At 39.4% G+C, this 19,124-nt stretch carries 17 protein-coding genes; all 17 read left to right on the plus strand.

All coding sequences use genetic code 11. The features are described from left to right. Positions 1-332: 332 nt before the first annotated feature. The 17 genes from BFG52_RS00525 (at position 333) to galE (ending at position 19,004) form a co-directional block, all read left to right on the plus strand. Entirely contained in the window at positions 333-1,286 is a 954-nt protein-coding gene (locus tag BFG52_RS00525; protein WP_067551192.1) for a GNAT family N-acetyltransferase, read from the plus strand. A 310-nt stretch (positions 1,287-1,596) separates the two neighbouring features. Then, positions 1,597-2,877, plus strand: a complete 1,281-nt coding sequence (gene tviB / locus BFG52_RS00530; protein ID WP_067551193.1) for a Vi polysaccharide biosynthesis UDP-N-acetylglucosamine C-6 dehydrogenase TviB — start codon at positions 1,597-1,599, stop codon at positions 2,875-2,877. A gap of 67 nt (positions 2,878-2,944) precedes the next feature. Then, positions 2,945-4,033, plus strand: a complete 1,089-nt coding sequence (rfbB, locus tag BFG52_RS00535) for a dTDP-glucose 4,6-dehydratase (protein ID WP_067551194.1) — start codon at positions 2,945-2,947, stop codon at positions 4,031-4,033. Continuing rightward, positions 4,030-4,911, plus strand: coding sequence for a glucose-1-phosphate thymidylyltransferase RfbA (rfbA, locus tag BFG52_RS00540; protein WP_067551195.1), 882 nt, complete (start codon positions 4,030-4,032; stop codon positions 4,909-4,911). Before rfbB ends, rfbA begins: the two co-directional genes overlap by 4 nt. Next, a complete protein-coding gene (locus BFG52_RS16540; protein ID WP_071890059.1) occupies positions 4,908-5,765 on the plus strand; it encodes a WxcM-like domain-containing protein in 858 nt (285 codons plus the stop codon). Before rfbA ends, BFG52_RS16540 begins: the two co-directional genes overlap by 4 nt. Further along, positions 5,762-6,877 carry a DegT/DnrJ/EryC1/StrS family aminotransferase gene (locus BFG52_RS00550; RefSeq protein WP_067551196.1) on the plus strand — a complete coding sequence of 372 codons (1,116 nt, stop codon included), beginning with the start codon at positions 5,762-5,764 and terminating at the stop codon, positions 6,875-6,877. The genes BFG52_RS16540 and BFG52_RS00550 overlap by 4 nt, the downstream gene beginning before the upstream one ends. Positions 6,878-6,883: 6 nt before the next feature. After that, the gene (locus BFG52_RS00555) at positions 6,884-8,143 is read left to right on the plus strand and encodes an O-antigen translocase (protein WP_067551198.1); all 1,260 of its coding nucleotides are present in this window, start codon (positions 6,884-6,886) and stop codon (positions 8,141-8,143) included. Position 8,144: 1 nt separating this feature from the next. Next, complete coding sequence (locus tag BFG52_RS00560) at positions 8,145-9,041, plus strand: glycosyltransferase family 2 protein (RefSeq protein WP_067551200.1); 897 nt, start codon at positions 8,145-8,147, stop codon at positions 9,039-9,041. After that, on the plus strand, positions 9,038-10,117 hold the full coding sequence (locus BFG52_RS00565; RefSeq protein ID WP_067551202.1) for a glycosyltransferase family 4 protein: 1,080 nt from the start codon (positions 9,038-9,040) through the stop codon (positions 10,115-10,117). Before BFG52_RS00560 ends, BFG52_RS00565 begins: the two co-directional genes overlap by 4 nt. After that, on the plus strand, positions 10,114-11,187 hold the full coding sequence (locus tag BFG52_RS00570; protein WP_067551204.1) for an EpsG family protein: 1,074 nt from the start codon (positions 10,114-10,116) through the stop codon (positions 11,185-11,187). Before BFG52_RS00565 ends, BFG52_RS00570 begins: the two co-directional genes overlap by 4 nt. Beyond that, positions 11,187-12,293, plus strand: coding sequence for a glycosyltransferase (locus BFG52_RS00575; RefSeq protein WP_067551206.1), 1,107 nt, complete (start codon positions 11,187-11,189; stop codon positions 12,291-12,293). Before BFG52_RS00570 ends, BFG52_RS00575 begins: the two co-directional genes overlap by 1 nt. Beyond that, complete coding sequence (locus BFG52_RS00580) at positions 12,286-13,446, plus strand: glycosyltransferase family 4 protein (RefSeq protein ID WP_067551209.1); 1,161 nt, start codon at positions 12,286-12,288, stop codon at positions 13,444-13,446. Before BFG52_RS00575 ends, BFG52_RS00580 begins: the two co-directional genes overlap by 8 nt. Continuing rightward, a complete protein-coding gene (locus tag BFG52_RS00585) occupies positions 13,430-14,044 on the plus strand; it encodes a sugar transferase (protein WP_067551211.1) in 615 nt (204 codons plus the stop codon). Before BFG52_RS00580 ends, BFG52_RS00585 begins: the two co-directional genes overlap by 17 nt. A 57-nt stretch (positions 14,045-14,101) precedes the next feature. Beyond that, on the plus strand, positions 14,102-14,983 hold the full coding sequence (gene galU / locus BFG52_RS00590; protein WP_067551213.1) for a UTP--glucose-1-phosphate uridylyltransferase GalU: 882 nt from the start codon (positions 14,102-14,104) through the stop codon (positions 14,981-14,983). Then, entirely contained in the window at positions 14,984-16,246 is a 1,263-nt protein-coding gene (locus tag BFG52_RS00595; protein WP_067551215.1) for a nucleotide sugar dehydrogenase, read from the plus strand. Between the two features lie 26 nt (positions 16,247-16,272). Next, positions 16,273-17,952 carry a glucose-6-phosphate isomerase gene (gene pgi, locus BFG52_RS00600; protein WP_067558934.1) on the plus strand — a complete coding sequence of 560 codons (1,680 nt, stop codon included), beginning with the start codon at positions 16,273-16,275 and terminating at the stop codon, positions 17,950-17,952. Positions 17,953-17,966: 14 nt separating this feature from the next. Next, positions 17,967-19,004 carry a UDP-glucose 4-epimerase GalE gene (gene galE, locus BFG52_RS00605; protein WP_067551217.1) on the plus strand — a complete coding sequence of 346 codons (1,038 nt, stop codon included), beginning with the start codon at positions 17,967-17,969 and terminating at the stop codon, positions 19,002-19,004. Positions 19,005-19,124: the final 120 nt, after the last annotated feature.

Raw genomic sequence — 19,124 nt, forward strand, 5'->3', positions numbered from 1 at the left:
GGGATCTGAAGAATCTTGCATTCAAGTTATAGAGTCGTTATTGGTCGGAAAATTTAGGTTAAATGACCATTGAGCAGATTTAAAGTCTGTAAAAAGAATTTTTATAACAATAAAGCGCTGTTTGTAAATAAAAAATATTAAATTAAGATTTAATCTGAAAATGATAGACAGGATATAGGGACTGTATTAAGTTTGCTGTATTGCGATTTAAGCTTTTTATATTTGGATTACTTTAAATTAAAAGTAATTTTTCACAATGAATATTATAAATAATAAAATTAAAAACTCATCATGACTGTATTGTTATATCTCATAAAGCTAGGAGCATGGTTATGACTTTTTCTGTTAGAAAATATGTTGCAGCAGATCGGTTGCAATGGAATACTTTTTTATCTGGTTGTAAAAACAATCATTTTATGTTTCATCGGGATTTTATGGAATATCATGCCGATCGGTTTGAGGATTTTTCCTTATTGATTGTTGATGATAAAAATAAAATTGTCAGTATATTGCCCGGTAATATTGAACAGCATATTTTTTATAGCCATCAAGGTCTAACATTTGGTGGCTTTTTGGTCGATAAAAATATCCATGCGAGTGAGTTTATAGAAATTTTTGAGCTGGTAAAAGTATTCTTAAAACAGCAGAACATTGAAAAAATTATCTATAAACCGATTCCGAATATCTATCATCAATATCCAGCCCAAGAGGATCTCTATGCGTTATTTCGGAGTAATGCGCAACTTAACCGACGTGATATTAGCTCATCCATATTAATTCACAATGCTTATAAATATTCACGTGCGAAGCGTTGGGGAATCAATAAGGCACGGCGGGAGGGTGTTTTGTGTCTAGAAATACAAAAACCGAGTGAAGTTTGGGGAGTCATCCGTGAAGTCTTATCTGAATTTCATGATGCCAATCCAGTACATAATGAGCAGGAGATAGATTATTTAAAAGAAAAATTTCCAAAAAATATTAAAGTTTATGCTGCGCAGCATCAGGGAAATAATATTGCAGCATGTGTTACATTTGAGACAGAAGAAGTTGTACATACTCAATATTTAGCGTCGAGTAAACTTGGAAGAGACTTACATGCATTAGATCTACTGATTGATCATGTTATTTTACAGTGCTCAACTTACGCTAAAATTTTAGATTTTGGGATATCATGTGAAAATAATGGTCATTATTTAAATAATGGTTTGATTAATCAAAAAGAAAGTTTTGGTGCTCGATCTATCGTTTATGATTTATATAGTGTTGATTTAACGGTTATAGAGTAATGCTGTCGTAGCGTAATCATAGAAAATGAATATCCCGATCTATGGTATTTTATATATGGTATTTTGAATTTATAAAATATTCGAAAGTTGGTATTTAAAAAACATAGCAGTTTTTAAATAATTTTTTGAATCAAATAAAAGCAATTAATCTTGTGCCATATATCCGTTTTTTAAACACATAAACATATTTTTGCTTAGAATGGTATTTTAAATCTGAGCGAACAAGACTAGCACAATTTTTGCTATGTTTTAGCTGCTAAAAAGTTTAATATATTGCATAACATGCGATAATTTATTGAGTTTTTAATATATGTTTCAACTTGATCAGCTTAAAATTGCAATCATCGGACTAGGCTATGTTGGTCTACCACTAGCTGTAGAGTTTGGTAAACGTATTAAAACCATTGGATTTGATATAAATTCAAAAAGAATTCAAGAGCTTAGACAGGGTGTTGATCATACATTAGAAGTAACCGCGCAAGAATTACAGCAGGCTGAGCAGTTACAATATAGTCATGACTTAGCAGATCTAGCCGATTATAACTTTTATATTGTGACTGTTCCGACGCCGATAGATGATTTTAAACAACCAGATTTACAACCTTTGGTTCGTGCCTCGCAATCGATTGCACATGTGTTAAAAAAGGGTGATATCGTTGTTTATGAGTCTACGGTCTATCCTGGTGCGACGGAAGAAGTTTGTGTACCCGTACTGGAACAAGGTTCAGGCTTAGTGTTCAATCAGGATTTTTATGTGGGGTATAGCCCAGAACGTATTAATCCTGGTGATAAACAACGCCGTGTCACCAATATTTTAAAAATCACCTCTGGATCAACCGCAGATGTTGCTGCGTATATTGATCAAGTGTATGCCTTGATTATTCAAGCAGGCACTTATCTGGCACCAAGTATTAAAGTTGCTGAAGCAGCAAAAGTTATTGAAAATACACAACGCGATGTCAATATCGCACTTATTAATGAATTATCTTTAATTTTTAATAAGATGAATATTGATACAGAGGAGGTCCTAAAGGCAGCAGGAACCAAATGGAACTTTCTACCTTTTCGCCCAGGCTTGGTGGGTGGGCATTGTATTGGGGTCGATCCGTATTATTTGACTCACAAAGCACAGTCTATAGGTTTGCATCCTGAGATTATTCTGGCTGCACGTCGTTTAAACGATCGTATGGGAGAACATGTTGCGACACAATTGATCAAGGAAATGGTCAAAAAGCGCATACAGGTTGTTGGCTCTAAAATTTTAGTGATGGGCTTAAGCTTTAAAGAAAATTGCCCAGATATTCGTAATACTAAAATTGTAGATATGGTTAAGGCGCTACAAGAATATGATTTAGATCTCGATATTTACGACCCATGGGTTGATCCAGATGAAGTGGAACAGGAATATGGGCTAAGACCAATACCTGATATTGAGACCAAAGGTCATTATGATGCCATTATTATTGCATTGGCACATGATCAATTTAAGCAGATGAGCGCAGCAGAATTCTTAGCCTTGGGCAAAGAAAAGCATGTCTTATATGACTTAAAGTATATATTAGATAAAAACTTTACCGATATCAGATTATAATTCTAAAAGCATCTGATCAACATTGTGGTCATAGCAATGTGATGCACAATATCGACTGAGAGATTTTATGAACATTTTGCTTACCGGTGGTGCTGGCTTTATCGGTTCAGCTGTTGTGCGGTATATTATTCAACACACGCAAGATTCTGTTTTAAATATCGATAAATTGACTTATGCAGGCAATTTAGAGTCTTTAAGCAGTGTGGCGGATAATCCACGCTATCAATTTCAACAACTTGATATTTGTGATGCAGAAGCATTGGCTAAGGCTTTTAGCAGTTTTAAGCCAGATGTAGTGATGCATTTGGCGGCCGAATCACATGTTGATCGCTCCATTGATGGTCCTGCCGCGTTCATTCAAACCAATATCGTCGGCACCTATACATTATTAGAGGCGGCGCGGCAGTATTGGGCGCAATGTAGCCACAGTCAACAACAGCGTTTTCGGTTTCATCATATTTCTACAGATGAAGTCTTTGGTGATCTGAGCGATCCGACGGCATTATTTACCGAACAAAGCCATTATGCGCCAAGTTCACCGTATTCGGCGTCGAAAGCTAGTTCAGATCATCTGGTACGTGCTTGGTATCGTACCTATGGTTTACCGACGATCGTCAGCAATTGCTCCAATAACTATGGACCTTACCATTTCCCAGAAAAACTCATTCCACTGGTTATTCTCAATGCCATAGAAGGCAAACCTTTGCCCATTTATGGTCGTGGTGATCAAATTCGGGATTGGCTGTATGTCGAAGATCATGCGCGAGCCTTATATCGGGTTGTCACTCAAGGTTGTGTTGGTGAAACTTATAATATCGGCGGGCATAATGAAAAACAGAACATAGAAGTGGTTGAACATATTTGTGGTATTTTGGATGAATTGAAACCGCGTACCGATCATAAATCGTATCGGGAACAAATTTGTTTTGTGCAAGATCGTCCTGGGCATGACCTGCGTTATGCGATTGATGCCAGCAAAATAGCGGCTACACTGCATTGGACACCCGAAGAAAGTTTTGAAACTGGCATTTATAAAACAGTGCAATGGTATTTGCAGCATCTAGATTGGTGCCAACGCGTGCAAGATGGTCGTTATCAGCGGCAACGTTTAGGGGTAAATCAATTCGAGGGAAAACGATTAGAGGTAAACCAATGAAAACAACAAAAGGGATTATTCTTGCAGGGGGTTCAGGTTCTCGTTTATATCCGATCACAAAAGGAGTCTCTAAACAGCTGTTGCCGATTTATGATAAACCTATGATTTATTATCCATTATCTGTTTTGATGCTGGCAGGTATACCCGAGATATTAATTATTACCACTCCAGAAGATAGCGAAGGCTTTAAACGCTTATTGGGTGATGGCTCTTCTTTGGGGATAAAACTACAATATGCCATTCAACCGAGCCCAGATGGTTTGGCGCAAGCATTTATTATTGGTGAAGAATTTATTGGTGATGGGCACGTCTGTTTAGTCTTAGGCGATAATATATTTTATGGTCAAGGATTTACCCCAATGTTAAGACAAGCTGCTGCGCGTGATCATGGGGCAACTGTTTTTGGTTATCAGGTCAAAGACCCAGAGCGCTTTGGTGTTGTTGAATTTGATGCTGAGAAACGTGCTATTTCTTTAGAAGAGAAACCTGTTCAACCAAAGTCTAATTTTGCAGTGACGGGGCTGTACTTTTATGACCATGATGTCGTCGAGATTGCCAAACAAGTACGACCGTCTGCGCGAGGCGAATTAGAAATTACCTCTATCAATCAAGCTTATTTAGAGCGTGGTGACTTGCATGTTGAACGATTAGGGCGGGGTTTTGCTTGGTTAGATACAGGTACACATGAAAGTTTATTAGAAGCGGCGCAATTTGTAGAAACGCTTGAAAAACGTCAAGGTTATAAAGTTGCTTGTCTGGAAGAGATTGCCTTTAATCAAGGATGGTTAACTGCAGAACAGCTGTTACAGATTGGTCAAAGCATGCAAAAAAATGATTATGGGCAATATTTATTATCTTTGCTAAGAGAGCAAGCATGAGTCTGATTCAATTAATAGATTTGCCCGATTATGCTGATGAACGCGGTGGTTTAGTTGCGATCGAGTCAAATCAGTCCATCCCTTTTGAGGTCAAACGTTTATATTATATTTTTCAGACCACGCAGCAGCCACGCGGTTTTCATGCACATAAAGATTTACAGCAAATCGCGATTTGCCTAAAAGGACAATGTCGTTTTGTGCTCGATAATGGTGAGCAAAAACAAGCGATCGTGTTAGATAATCCTCGACAAGGGCTTTTGCTTGATGGGGTAATTTGGCGAGAAATGCATGATTTTTCAGATGATTGCGTATTGTTAGTACTGGCGAGTGCGCATTATGATGAACAGGACTATATACGAGATTATGATGCATTTTTAAAATTTGCCCATCGCCCATTTATTCATGCTTTGGCTGATGTACATAGCCAACATATTGGGCAAAAAACATCTATTTGGCAGTATAGTGTGGTTTTGGCTGGTGCAAAAATTGGCGATCATTGCAATATATGTGCGCATACTTTTATCGAAAATGATGTCTCTATTGGCAATAATGTCACGATTAAATCAGGTGTTTATGTTTGGGATGGTATTCACTTAGCCGATGATGTGTTTGTTGGCCCTTGTGTTACTTTTACCAATGATAAAAAACCACGATCTAAGCAATATTCCGATGAATATCCTCGCACAGTTGTAGAGAAGGGTGCGAGTATTGGGGCGAATGCAACGATTTTGCCGGGCATACGGATTGGTCAAAAAGCAATGGTAGGTGCTGGTGCTGTTGTGACCAAAGATGTGCCTGATCATGCCATTGTTGTTGGTAATCCTGCTTATATTCAAGGATATGTCGAATTATGATTCCATTTCTAGATCTAAAGTCCATCAATCAACAATATCAACAACAATTATTGGATGCCTGCCAGCGTGTGATTACATCTGGTTGGTATATTGGTGGCACAGCACTGAAAAATTTTGAACAGAATTTTGCCGATTTCTGTCAAAGCCCTTATGCGGTAGGGGTTGCCAATGGCTTAGATGCTCTGATATTGACGCTGAAAGCGTGGAAAACAATGGGCAAGCTGCAAGATGGCGATGAAGTGATTGTTCCAGCCAATACCTATATCGCCAGTATTTTAGCGATTACAGCCAACCAATTAAAACCCGTTTTAGTTGAACCCGATTTAAAGAGTTTTAATCTAGATCCTCAAAAAATTGAGGCTGCTATCAGTTCGCGGACCAAAGCGATTTTGGTGGTACATCTCTACGGACAGATGGCTGCAATGCCAGAGATTATGGCTATTGCCAAACAACATCAACTCTTGGTCCTCGAAGATTGTGCACAAGCACATGGTGCGCAAATCGCTGGTAGAGTTGCAGGGAGTTGGGGCGATGCTGCTGCTTTTAGTTTTTATCCAGGCAAGAATTTAGGTGCTTTGGGTGATGCTGGAGCGGTTATCACACAAGATGCTGAGCTGAGTGCCTTGGTCCGTGCTTTGGGCAATTATGGATCTTACCAAAAATATCAACATGTTTATGAAGGTATAAATAGTCGTTTAGATGATATTCAAGCGGCGATGCTAGATGTCAAACTGTCCTATATTCTCGCTGAAACGACACGACGCCGTGAAATTGCTACGTTTTATTTAACACATATTCAGAATCCATTGATACAGCTTCCAACCATTACCGGTTCAGCAAAAGATTATTTACAACATGTTTGGCATTTATTTGTGATACGTTGCACGCATAGAGATGCACTACACCAGTACTTAGCCGATCATGGCATACAAACCCTGATTCATTACCCAATTCCTCCACATAAACAACAGGCTTACCATCAGTTTGCAGATCTATCATTACCAATTTCGGAGCAAATTCATCAAGAGGTGCTGAGTTTGCCGATTGGACCGACGTTAAGCCTCGCAGATGCTGAGCAGGTGGTTCAGTTCTGTAATGCATTTACAGTCTAATGTGCCATGGGTTTATTTAAAACCAGCATTTTAAATGGAATCGCCGTTCTGATTCGGACGTTGACCATGTTTATTCTCAATAAAATTTTGGCAGTCTATGTTGGTCCAGCCGGTTATGCTGCAATTGGTCAGTTTCAAAATTTTATTCAAATGATTACCGCCTTCGCTGGTGGTGCGATTAACAATGGCATTATTAAATATACTGCAGAATATCATGAGGATGCTGCAGCTCAGCGCCGTATTTGGCAAACTGCAGGTAGCCTTGTTTTAATTTTTAGTTTTGTTTTTTCTATTTTACTGTTGTTATTCCATCAAAGTTTATCTAGCTATTTGTTTAAGCGAGCGGACTATGCTGGTGTGCTACTTTTCTTTGCCATATTTTTAGTCTTTTTTAATTTAAATACGTTTTTGCTGGCCATTTTAAATGGCAAAAAAGAAATTCCTAAACTGGTGCTGGCAAATATTTTAGGAAGTATTTTTTCATTATTGCTGACCAGTGCTCTAGCAATTTTTTATGGTATTTATGGTGCATTAATCGCGCTTTCTATTTATCAATCTTTGGCTTTTCTGGTCACCTTTTTGATTAGCTATCGTGCTCCTTGGTTTCAACTGCAACATTTTTATGGCAAAGTCGATCCCGCAATTGCCAGCAAGTTCTTGGCTTTTGCCGCGATGGCATTGGTGAGTGCAATTTGTGTACCACTCTCACAAATGGTGATTCGGGATTATTTGAGCCATCAGTTTAACAGTACCTATGCGGGTTATTGGGAAGCCATGATCCGCCTTAGCAGTGCCTATTTATTATTGGTGACCACCACGCTCAGCGTATATTATCTACCCCGTTTGTCAGAACTTACACAATTACAAGACATTAAAAAAGAAATCTATATAGGCTATAAATTCATTTTCCCCTTGGCTGTCTTGGCTGGTCTGGTGGCATATGGATTACGTGATTGGGTTATCACCTTACTTTACACGCCGCAGTTCCACCCAATGCGAGATTTGTTTTTCTGGCAAATGTTAGGTGACGCACTCAAAATAGGCAGCTGGATTTTAGCCTATTTAATGTTGAGCAAAGCGATGACACGTTTGTTTATTACCACAGAAATTATTTTTGCACTGACATCGATTGCTTGGACGTATATTTGCACCCAGTTATTTGGTTTTGAGGGCGTATCCATTGCTCATGTACTGAATTATGGCGTGTATTGGTTGGTCATAGGGTTTTGTATATTTTCTAAATTAAACAACACCAAAGAGGCATAGTGTGCTGCAACATCAACAAGCTTTAGTGTCCGTTATTATTCCATGTTATAACCATGAGCAATTTGTGCAAGACAGCATTAACAGTGTGATTGCACAAGATTATGCCAATATAGAACTGATTATTATTGATGATGGCTCGCAAGATCAATCCGCTGTCCGTATTCAAGCTTTATGCAGCCAATGTCAGCAACGATTTAGCCGTTTTGAATATCGTTGTCGCCCCAATAAAGGCTTAAGTGCAACATTAAATGAAGCGCTGGCATGGTGTCAGGGGGAGTATTTTGCGATTTTGGCATCTGATGACAAAATGCTGGCCACAAAAATTTCAAGCCAAACAGGTTATTTAGCACAACATCCACACGTGGCTGTGGTGGTTGGTGGTGTGCGCTTAATTGATGTCGATGATCAGGTCGTTGGACAATGGCATCATGCAGCCACAAGCTATCAATTTCAGCAGATTTTGCGTCATCAACATGAAATTCCTGCACCAACAGCCTTATTACGACGCGCAGATGTGCTGAATTTGGGGGGCTATAAAGACGGTATTCTTTTAGAAGATTGGTATATGTGGTTAAAGCTCACAATACGGGGGCGAGAGATCCACTATTTAGATCAAATCTATTGTGATTATCGCCACCATGCCAATAATATTTCTAAGAATCTACCGAAAATACACGCTGGTCGCCAGCAAATTCTCAATGAGTTTCAAAATCATCCAGATATTCATGCCGCTACTCTTCGTGTGGCATGGATCAATGCGGCAGATTATTTAAGACAACAGCCCGATGCTGCTATGCGCTTATATGGCAAATTATTTATACAGCATCCGATCTTTTTTATCTTACAGCTTTTTGATCGTCTCTCGAATCGCTTCAAACGCAGTAGGCAAGCACAATGAAACAACTCTGTTTTCTGATTGGTAATATTAACCATGCTGGTGGTACGGAACGTGTGACGACACTTATTGCCAATCAACTGGCAGCAGAGGGCTATACGGTACATATTCTGTCTTTGCAACAGGGTGACCAGCCATTTTTTAGTTTAGATTCAAGCATTCAATATCATGCGTTGTATCCACATACGGTCTCTATGAAAACGCATTTTATCGGATGTTGTTTGAAAATACGGCATTTCGTCAAAAAACAACAGATTGATCACCTCATTGTGGTAGATAGTATTAGCTGTGTATTTACAGTCCCCGCTTTATGGGGGCTTACAGTACAGCATATTTGCTGGGAACATTTTAATTTTAAAGTTGATTTAGGAGCTACTTTTCGCCGTATTGGTCGGCAATGGGCCGCAAAATATTGTGATGATATCGTGACCTTAACACAGCGTGATCAAGATTTATGGCGACAAGGCTTAAGGCATATTTCAGCCACAATGACGGCAATAGCTAACCCATCACCTTATCCCACAACAGAGACACGACCACAATTGGCACATAAAACCATGCTAGCAGTCGGTCGTTTTACGGCTCAAAAGGGTTTTGATTTATTGTTACGGGCTTGGGCTGAATTTTGCCAACAACAGACCGATTGGACTTTAAAAATTATTGGTGGAGGGGAAGACCAAGCTTTGCTTGAGCAGTTGTTAAGGGAGTTAAAAATAGCAGACCGCGTACAACTGCTCGCCACGACCAAAGACATTGGTTTATATTATCAAGCTGCAAGCTTCTATTGTATGAGTTCTCGTTTTGAAGGTCTGCCCATGGTGTTATTAGAAGCTCAAGCTTTTGGTTTACCCATTATTTCTTTTGATTGCGATACTGGACCAGCAGAACTGATTCATCATAATCAGCATGGTTATTTGGTTGAAGCTGAAAATATACAACAATTTGCAGATTATTTATTAAAAGCAAGTCGTATAACCCCAGAACACTATAATGAAATGGTTGATCAAGTAAAACATAATGCTGAAAAATATAAGCTTGGATCAATTATTTCCAAATGGAAGGATATATTAGAAAAATGATTATATATTGGGCGATTTGGATGTATATCTGTTTGTGCAATATTTTAACAAGTTATAATAAAGTATTTTCTAAAATTATTTTTATTTTTACTGCATTTTTTTTATTCTTCATCATCGGCTTTCGTTATGAAGTCGGTGGTGACTGGTTTAATTATTTGTTTTTTTATGATTTGGCAAAATATGAACAATTGAGCAGCATTATTTTGGGACCCGACATGGGCTACAATCTGCTGAACTACATGGGAAATCATCTAGGTTTTAAAGATACAATTTTTGTCAATGCTGTATGCGCGGCAATAGTGGTTGGTTGCTTACTCAACTTAGCATTAAAATGGCGCTACTACTGGTTGCTGTTATTGAGTTATTTCCCATACCATATCTTAGCGGTTTCGATGGGCTACACACGGCAATCTGTTGCGATCGCTTTATCATTATTGGCTTTTCATTATTTGTTTCAACAACGCATACAACGTTTTTTGATTTATATTATATTGGCGGCATTATTTCATAAGACTGCTGTAGTATTACTATTGTTCGCTCCTATTGTTCTACAAGCAAAGTTTAAAAGTAATCATATATTATATAGCCTATATATGTTTTTTTCTTTGATCATCATTAGCCTAATGATGTATTATTTTTCTTTGCAAGAACAGAATTTATACTTGCAAGGCAATGAGGAGCTTTCATCCAAAGGTTTCTTTTTGCGCTGGGCTTATCATACTATTCCTTTAGGTTTATATTGGTTTTATCGACAGCAGTTCCAGCATAAGATCCAACAGCATTTGTTGGATTTTTTTGTATTATTGATTGTCTATATGCTGTTTTTAGGGATTGCATTTTCTACGCTTGCTGATCGATTAAATTTATATTTGGTTTTTTTCGATCTATATGTGTTGAATGCAGTGTTTGCATGGTCTAATTTAAAATCACGTTTGATTTTATTATTTATACTGATGGGCAGCTATACTTTGTTTATGTGGTTGTGGTTTTTTCAGGGGGTATGGGCATTACAAGCTTGGGTTCCTTATCAAAACTATATTGCAATTTATCTTAGAAGGCATGCATTTTAATGAAAATTCTCTATGTGATTACTGGCTTAGCAGGTGGTGGTGCCGAAAAAGTCGTGATTGATCTGGCAGATCAAATGCAAGCACATGGGCATCAAGTTAAAATCGCCTATCTCAAGGGGCAGCCCATTCTCCAACCACAAAACCCAGAAATTGGCTTACACTATTTAGGATTGGAAAATCCTTGGCGGCTTTGGTCTGCTTACCGTACTTATCAACAGTTGCTCCAAAGCTATGCCCCAGATGTGGTACATGCACACATGGTACATGCCAATATTTTCAGTCGGCTCGCGCGGATTCTGCACAAAGTACCGAAACTCATTTGTACGGCACATAGTACCAATGAGGGTGGAGCTTTACGTATGTTGGCTTATCGCTTAACCGATCATTGGGCAGATATTAATAGTCATGTGAGTCAACGTGCAACACAGCTATTTATTCAACGAAAAGCCTTTTCAACACAAGCCATTACTGTATATAACGGTATAGACTTATCGGCATTTTATAAGCAGCGATTTCGTCCTGAGCAGCTGACGGAGTTCCTGCCGAGTGCGATTATTGCAGCACGCCAACAAGATCCTGCCTGTAAATTAATCTTAGCCGTTGGTCGATTGAATGTGCAAAAAGACTACCCCAATCTTTTGTATGCCATACAGCAATTAAAATCGCTCCATTCAACATCTTTTCAAGTGATGATTGCCGGTGAGGGGGAACAACGTGCCGCGATCGAACAGCTCATTATGGATTTGCAACTACAGGATGATGTGATTTTATTAGGACGTCGGCAGGATGTGGCTGCTTTAATGTCCATTGCCGATGTATTTGTTTTATCTTCACGGGAAGAAGGCTTTGCTTTGGTTGTGGCTGAAGCAATGGCTTGTGAGTGCTATGTGGTGGCAACAGATTGTGGCGGTGTCAAAGAGGTTATGGGAGATACTGGTACTTTGGTCGCGATAGAAGACAGTACTCGACTTGCTCAGGCGATTGCCGATGTTTTGCGTGAAGATCCAGCGCTGTTATCTGCTTCTCGCGCTGCCGCCAAACAGCGTGTTCATGAGCAGTTTTCTGTACAACTTGCAGTACAACAGTGGTTAAGAATCTATGCATAATACGCAAAAAGTTGTTTTGATTGGCACAACTGCTGCAAGCATTTATGGTTTTCGCCGTGATCTCATTTTGCAGCTCATTGCTGCTGGGCACGAGGTTTATACTTTTATTTCAGAATATCAGCCGGATGACTTGCTAAAGATTGCACAGTTGGGGGCAAAACCATGTTGTTATCCATTAAGTCGAGGCGGTTTAAATCCCTTTGCTGACTTACAATCCTTTTATTATTTAGTCAAGCACATACGCCAGATAAAACCAGATATTGTATTATCGTATTTCGCTAAACCCGTTATTTACGGCACTTTAGCCGCAAAATTTGTCGGTGTAGCAAAAGTAATCGCCATGTTAGAAGGGCTAGGTTATACCTTTACTGAACGCCCTGAGGGTTTTAGTCATAAAGCCAAACTGGTCCGGGCTGTACAGATATTTCTATATCGTCTTGCATTACCACGTGTTGACGATATGATCTTTTTAAATTCCGATGATCAACATGATTTAGTCGAGCGCTATGCCTTGGCAATTCCGCGGTGTCATGTTTTGGGGGGAATTGGTTTAAACCTCAAACATTATCAGTTTTCTAAAGCGCCGATTGATGCAATGAACTTCTTATTTATTGGTCGTTTATTACGAGAAAAAGGTATTTTTGAGTTTATTGAGGCGATTCGCATTGTCAAAGCACGTTATCCCCACGTTAGCTTTACTGTCCTGGGAGGGCTTGATGCGCAAAATATGGGTGCGTTGAGTCAAGCGACTTTAACTCAACTTGTTGCAGAACAGTTATTTACCTATCCAGGACATGTTGCTGACGTTAGACCTTGGATTGAGGCTTGTAGTGTATTTGTATTACCTTCTTATCGGGAAGGTGTGCCGCGCAGTACCCAAGAAGCAATGGCGATGGGACGTGCAATCATTAGTACCGATGTGGCGGGATGTCGTGAAACGGTGATTCATGGACAGAATGGCTTTTTGGTACCCGCTTGGGATGCACAGGCATTGGCTGAGCAAATGTGTTATTTTGTCGAAAATCCAGAAATGGTAGCTGCAATGGGGTTAGAAAGTTATAAAATAGCACAGCAACGTTTTGACGTTGCACAGGTTAATTTAAAGATTTTTCAGATTATGGGTTTGAGTGAGTTTCATGAAAAGATTAGTTGATATTATTATCGCTTCGACGGCTTTTTTACTGCTTTTCCCAATTTTTTTATATGTTTGCTATAAAGTGTACAAGAACTTTGGTGCACCGATTTTTTTCTTACAAGAAAGACCGGGGAAAGACGGGAAATTATTTAAAATGATTAAATTTCGGTCTATGAAGAATGCAGTTGATGCTGATGGTCAACCTTTAGCAGATGAGTTCCGTATTACGCCTTTTGGACAAAAATTGCGTTCTACCAGTCTTGATGAAATGCCACAATTAATCAATGTCATTAAGGGGGATATGAGTGTGGTCGGACCACGTCCAATGCTCAAAGATTTTCTTGCTTTATATTCGCCAGAACAGGCTCGCCGCCTTGAAGTACGTCCGGGTATGACGGGGTTAGCACAGATTAGTGGTCGTAATGAATTAGATTACGAGGAACGTTTTAAGTGTGATGTATGGTATGTGGACCATCATAATCTGTTGATTGATTTTAAAATTATGTTTAAGACGGTCTTTGTCATGCTACAGCGCAAAGGCGTCAATGCACCTGGTCATGTTGGCCCTTCATTATTTAAGGGCAACAATACTCCGCATTCAAAAGATGAAACTTAATGTTTTATCCATTACAGCTACTATCCATTACATCCACTATTCATTGTTAGAAATTCTATGATTAAAAAAGCTATTTTACCGGTTGCTGGCTTAGGAACGCGTTTTTTGCCTGCAAGTAAGTCTATTCCTAAAGAAATGGTTACAGTGGTTGATCGCCCTGCGATTGAATATGTTGTGAAAGAAGCTGTGGCTGCGGGGATAGAGCAAATTATTCTTGTGACACATAGTGCCAAAGGTGCGATTGAAAATTATTTTGATCGTCACTTTGAATTGGAAACAACACTGAGAGAAAAGAAAAAATTTGATCTATTGGCAGAAATTACCCAGATCATTCCAGACAATGTACAGGTTGTTAGTGTGCGTCAGGCACAGCCTTTGGGTTTGGGGCATGCCGTATTGTGTGCTAAACAATTGATTGGTCAAGATGATTTTGCGGTCTTGTTGCCAGATGTTTTGGTACGTCATAAAACTACTCAACATAAAAATGATTTGGCACAAATGATGACTCGCTTTCAGCATACACATGCAGCACAAATTATGGTTGAAGCTGTTGCCGCTGATTTGGTTGATCAATACGGCATTGTTGATGTTGTGGAGCAACCTGCTGAAGGGCAAAGTGTTCTGATGCGAGGAATTGTAGAAAAACCTGCAGTCGGTACAGCGCCATCTAATCTTTCAGTGGTTGGTCGTTATATCTTGCCTGCTAAGATTATGCAGTTATTGGAAAATACCCCGAAGGGTGCTGGGAATGAAATTCAGCTGACCGATGCCATTGCCATGCTACAACAAGATGAAAGCGTGGAAGCTTATCGTATGCAAGGTCAGACCTTTGATTGTGGTAATAAGCTGGGTTATTTAAAAGCAGTTTTACATTATGCTGTTGATCATCCAACTTTGGGTGCTGATTTTAAAGCCATGATTGCTGAGTTGGGTCTCTAAATGAAAATAGCGCTATATGGTAATACCTTACAGGCTCAGGTGATGGCTGGGTTATTGGCAGAGTGTGGTCATATGGTGTATTGGTATAAACAACAAGAATGTGAATTACACCAAGCGTATCAGGTGATTCCAGATTATCAGCTGAATCACCTGATACACACTCAGATCGAAAAAGGGTTCTTAGTTCCGAGTGAATCTGAACAATTCGCGATAGACTTTGATGTTTATCTGCTCTCCTTTCAGTCCTCAGCATATCAAACGGCTGAGCAACTGCTCAAAACCTTAGCTGCACATACAGCAGTTGCGCCAAAGCTGATCATTAATGGCTCGACGTTTGGTTTACAAGCAACACTACAATTAAAAGAAAGTTTTACTCATACCGATTGGGCCTATTTACCCGATATGGTGCAAGAAGGGCGGGCAATAGACAGTTTCATTCAGATGCAACAAGTCGTGATTGGGGTGGATTCTACACAAGCACAAACCTTGATTCAGGAAATCTTTAGACCGATTTTTCCGCATACTCAGCAGTACCTATTTATGCCTATCTTAGATGCTGAATTTACGAAGTTTAGTCTATCGGGTATGTTGGCAACCCGTATTAGCTATATGAATGATCTGGCTTTGGTTGCGGAAAAATTAGGGATTGATATTTTAAATGTACGTCAGGGCTTAGCTGCGGATACCCGTATTGGTGCAAGTTATTTATCTCCAGGTTGTGGCTTTGGTGGAGAAAATTTTTCACATGATATTTTAACCTTGTCGAAGACTGTGTCCAAAACAGGTACGCAAAGCCGTTTATTAGAACAAGTGTATCAAATCAATCAGCAACAAAAAGAGATTTTATTTCGTAAACTATGGATCTATTACAACGGGGATTTACGCGATAAAACAGTTGCTATCTGGGGCGCTGCATTTAAAGAAAATACCTCAAGTATTCAAAATTCACCGATTCATGTCATGTTAGCGGCACTATGGGCACAAGGTGTTCGGGTACAACTACATGACCCAGAAGCCTTACATGAAATATATGCCTATTATGGTCAACGCGATGATTTAATTTTATGTGAACAGCAGTATCAAGCAACCGAAAATGCCGATGCCTTATGTTTGATGACAGCATGGAAACAATATTTTAGCCCTGATTTTAAGCGGCTAAAACATGCGATGGCACACCCTTATCTATTAGATGGGCGAAATATTTATGATCCGGTATATGTCCGATCACAGGGCTTTATCTATACAGGGATAGGACGACTATGAAAAAAGACAAAGTACCCGTTCGCCCTATGCCAGATCTAGAGGTGGCGCAGCCTGTGATCGATTCTCCCGCCCAGCAACAGTTAATACAACTGGCACAATACTTTAAATCTCAGCATCTTACAGATTTATTTGCAGCAGATCAGCATCGTTTTCAACAGTTTTCAGTCGATTTAGATGCTTTATTTTTTGATTATAGTAAGCAGCTTGTACATGCTGAAGTGATTGATGCCCTGATTGCATTGGCACAAGAGCATGATTTAAGTTCTTGGATCGACAGCTTATTTTCTGAAAATTTGATGAATTGCACAGAACAACGCGCAGCGATGCATTGGGCGCTGAGAGTACCACAAGCACAAGCGCCAGCCGTAGCGTTTAGTCCTGTCATTCAACAAGTCCATCAACAGCTGCAGCGCATGTATGATTTTGTTGGAAAGATTCATGCAGGACAATTGCGTGGCAGTACCGGTGAAGTGATTCAAGATGTGGTCAATATTGGTGTTGGTGGATCAGATCTAGGTCCTCTGATGGTGAGTTATGCACTATCAGATTTTAAGGTCCAGACCGCTCAGGCATTACAGGTCCATTTTGTTTCAACTATTGATGGTAGTCAGTTATCCGATCTACTGCATAAGTTAAGACCTGAAACGACACTATTTATTATTTCATCAAAGTCTTTTGGAACGATTGATACTTTATCCAATGCACAAACGGCTCGGCTATGGTTGGAAAAATCTCTTGGGAGCACTGCTTCAGTATTGAAGTGTCATTTTGTCGGGGTATCGACACGTATAGATAAAATGACCGATTGGGGGATTACTGCTGAGCACCAGTTTCAAATGTGGGATTGGGTGGGTGGTCGTTATTCATTGTGGTCCTGTATTGGATTACCGATTGCGTTAACCATAGGTGTTGCGGGATTTCAGCAACTTTTAGCTGGTGCATACCATATAGATCAACATTTTCAGCATGCACCTTTTACCCAGAATATTCCTGTATTAATGGCATTGATTGGTGTTTGGAATAACAATTATCTCAATATGCAGACCCAAGCCATACTGCCTTATGACGGTCGGCTGAAGTACTTTGCGGCTTATTTGCAACAGTTAGAAATGGAGTCGAATGGTAAATCTGTACAGCGCAATGGTGAAAAAACGCAGACTGCAACTTGCCCAATTATTTGGGGAGAAGTCGGTCCCAATGCGCAACATGCATTTTATCAATTATTACATCAGGGGACTCACTCGGTGAGTTGTGATTTTATCGCCCCGATACATCGTTATAATGCACAGCAATTTACGTATGTAGAGAATGCTAGTGCACTGATTGAACAACATCATTTGGCACTGTCAAACTGTTTAGCCCAATCAAGGCTATTGGCTTTTGGTAATCAGGCGCTAGATTCGCAAGATTTATTGGAAATTCCTACATATAAACAATATGATGGTAATCAACCGAGTAGTACATTACTGCTAACAGAGTTAAATCCTTATAGTTTAGGCATGCTCATTGCCTTATATGAGCATAAGGTTTTTGTACAGTCTGTATTGTGGAATATTAATCCTTTCGATCAATGGGGAGTAGAAAAAGGTAAACATATTGCCAATCAACTACTGCCTATTTTAGAAGGTCAACAACAAGATTTATCGCACTTAGACGCTTCAACACAAGGTTTATTACAAGTATTGCTGAAGCGTGATCAATACTAGAGGATAATAATAATATGGCTAATATTTTAGTAACGGGTGGCGCAGGATATATCGGATCACATACCTGCATTGAGTTATTAAATCACGGTCATGAGGTTGTGGTTTTTGATAATTTAAGCAACAGTCGTTATGAGTCATTACGTCGTGTCCAAAAAATTACTCAAAAGCATTTAGTTTTTATTGAAGGTGATATTCGCGATGCCGATCATTTAGATCAGGTCTTTCAGAGTTATTCAATCGATGCTGTAATTCATTTTGCAGGATTAAAGGCTGTCGGTGAAAGTCAAGCGATGCCTTTACATTATTTTGATCATAATATCGCAGGCAGTATTTGTTTATTCCAAGCCATGAAACGTGCCAATGTCTTTCATTTGGTCTTTAGTTCATCGGCTACAGTATATGATGCCAGTAACATCTCGCCATTACATGAAGAGATGCCGACAGGTATGCCGAATAATAATTATGGTTATACCAAGTTGATTATTGAGCAAATGTTGCAGAAGTTATCTGCCGCAGATGCACGCTGGTCTATTGCTTTATTGCGTTATTTTAATCCTGTTGGGGCACATACCAGTGGCCTTATTGGCGAGGATCCGCAGGGTATTCCAAATAATCTAATGCCTTATTTGACGCAGGTTGCTGTGGGGCGCTTAGAGCAATTGGCAGTTTATGGTGATGATTACGATACCATCGATGGTACGGGGGTACGTGATTATATTCATGTGGTAGATTTAGCAAATGCGCATTTATGTGCATTAGAAAATCGCTTGTCTACACAAGGATGCCGTGTTTGGAATATTGGTACAGGGCAGGGGTCTTCAGTTCTACAAATTATTCATGCTTTTGAAAAAGTAACTGGGATAAAAATACCATATCAGGTTGCGCCACGACGTTCTGGTGATGTCGCGACCTCTTTCTCTGATAACCAACGTGCAGTACAAGAATTGGCTTGGCAGCCACAATATGGTTTAGCAGAAATGTTGGCAGACAGTTGGAAGTGGCAACAACAAAATCCATCAGGTTATAGTTCTACACAACATAAATATAAATAAGTCAATATAAACAAATCAGTAGTAGAAAGTAAGAGCTCAAGAAAAATCTGACAGTCAGCTAAAGAATATACATCTGTCTACACACTGCGTCAGTCGGTATTTTATAACGACGAGCGCAGT

It is taken from the genome of Acinetobacter larvae (assembly GCF_001704115.1).
In the GTDB taxonomy this organism is placed as follows: domain Bacteria; phylum Pseudomonadota; class Gammaproteobacteria; order Pseudomonadales; family Moraxellaceae; genus Acinetobacter; species Acinetobacter larvae.